This window comes from Streptococcus danieliae, assembly GCF_025447695.1.
Taxonomy (GTDB): domain Bacteria; phylum Bacillota; class Bacilli; order Lactobacillales; family Streptococcaceae; genus Streptococcus; species Streptococcus danieliae.
Genome location: NZ_JAOBSU010000171.1, coordinates 1 through 1,858, shown reverse-complemented (window position 1 = coordinate 1,858; position 1,858 = coordinate 1). Strand labels below are relative to the sequence as shown.

2 protein-coding genes are annotated in these 1,858 nt (G+C 39.6%); both read right to left on the bottom strand.

Going from position 1 to position 1,858, the window contains the following annotated elements:
• Positions 1-114: 114 nt before the first annotated feature.
• The gene (locus N4310_RS08330; protein WP_262092807.1) at positions 115-993 is read right to left on the bottom strand and encodes an ABC transporter permease; all 879 of its coding nucleotides are present in this window, start codon (positions 991-993) and stop codon (positions 115-117) included.
• Complete coding sequence (locus N4310_RS08325; protein WP_262092808.1) at positions 986-1,855, bottom strand: ATP-binding cassette domain-containing protein; 870 nt, start codon at positions 1,853-1,855, stop codon at positions 986-988. Before N4310_RS08325 ends, N4310_RS08330 begins: the two co-directional genes overlap by 8 nt.
• Positions 1,856-1,858: the final 3 nt, after the last annotated feature.

Genomic DNA, 1,858 nt, shown 5'->3' with positions numbered 1-1,858 from the left:
ACTCGATAAAGCGTTGGTCCCCTTTATACAATTCAATACGCCCATGGTGAAGGTCATAGAGCCCTTCAAAACTTTTCTACCATTTGTCAATCATTTTTCTAAAAATTAGCCAATTTATTTTTTGAACTTTTTAACCATAAATTGGAGGAGGAGTAAGGCAATAATGATGGTCGCCAAATAGGTCAGCATCAACGAATTGGACAGTTGTTCACCGTTATTATTTACCAGAACAACTCCGTAAGACTCTTTGTAATTGTTTACTACTTCAACAGGAGCCTGTTCAAAAACTTGAGCGATGGCATCCTTCATCAAGACTTGCTTAAAGAGTGCATTGATCTGGGTCAAGGGGAACCAAGTCATCACCCGCTGCAAGGTTGTTCCAACGGATCCAATCGATAGGTAAACTCCTGAAATAAAGCCAATAAAGGTACCAACAATTGTACTCAAGGTTGTAAAAGCTGAACTGCTGTGAATAAAGGTCAGGATTGGGAGAATCATTGCTGCGGACAAAATGGTACCTCCCGAAATGATTCCCAAAATAGTCAGATAATCCATCGTGGAATAATGTTCTAATGCACTAAATCCATTAAAGATTGAAATCGCAAAGATACAGGAGAAAAGGGTCATACTAATCCCAAATAAAACGGCAAAGATGGCATAACTCAATTCTACTTTGAAATTTGAAATCGGGCTTACCTTAAAATCTTCACTCAATTTTTTCTCGCGATCTGAGACCATCACACCAAAGGCTCCCAGAGTACTGGTCATGGAAACAATTGTCGTCAATCCTGAAATCAACCATAAATTCACCATCTCAATCGTATCTGTTGAAACAGACTCACGATTTAAGGCAACTTTAATCGCATCAATCTGGATTTGTCCCAAGAAAATTTGGTACACCAGGATAAGGATGATGACTGACAGAAAAGACATCAAAAAGGCCAGTTTATCCCGTATATATACTTTGTAGTTTCTGGAAATGAATTCAAACATGAGCTGCTTCTTCCTTTTCTTTTAGCAAGTTCAAATAAGCGGATTCCAAATTCGAATATTCGACATTAAAACTCTCAATAATCGATTTCCCTTGATGCCTTGCAATGATGTCCATCATATCCTCAACAGTGAGATCTTTAAACATAATTTCTCGGTCCGAAAGAACTTGGCACTTATCAGCAAAGGGAGAGTCCAACAGAGCTTCAACAGACTTGCCTTCTTTCAAGGTCAAGCTCAAATTGGTTGTCGAGTGTTGCTCAATAAAACGACTAATGTCTCCTGAATAATACAAATTCCCTGCAATCAAGACATTGAGAACATCGCAGCCAGCCATCTCCTCAAGATAATGGGTGATTAATACCACCGTCATCTTATCTTTTTTATTGAGCTGCTTGATGGCTTCCCATAAATCATGACGTGACTGTGGATCCAAACCGGTGGTGGGTTCATCCAGCAAAAGTAAGGACGGTTGCGGTAAGAGAGCACGCGCAATATCCACCTTTCGTTTTTGCCCTCCAGACAAACTACCATATTTCCGATTTCGAATCGTCACAACATCAAGATAGGGTTGCAATTCTTCCATGCGTGCCTGGACTTGTTTTTTTGATAACTGGTAGAGCGCCCCTCTAGACTGCAGATTCTCTTCAACCGTCAGATTATCGTCCAACCGATTACTCTGAAAAACAATCCCTATATGACGGTAAAATTCTTGGTTGGACAGTGATTTTCCATCAACTTCCCAGAGAATTTCTCCAGAACTTTGTTTAAAATTTCGAATCAATAAATTAAAGGGCACTTCTAAAAACCAGAAGTATTCCGTCATATAAAAAAGAAGGGACTCTTGCCCTCTAATTTCCAGCAAGAG

Bases quoted from the DNA above. Each gene is read 5' to 3' on its own strand.
- N4310_RS08330 (WP_262092807.1), bottom strand. From the start codon at position 993: ATGTTTGAATTCATTTCCAGAAACTACAAAGTATATATACGGGATAAA.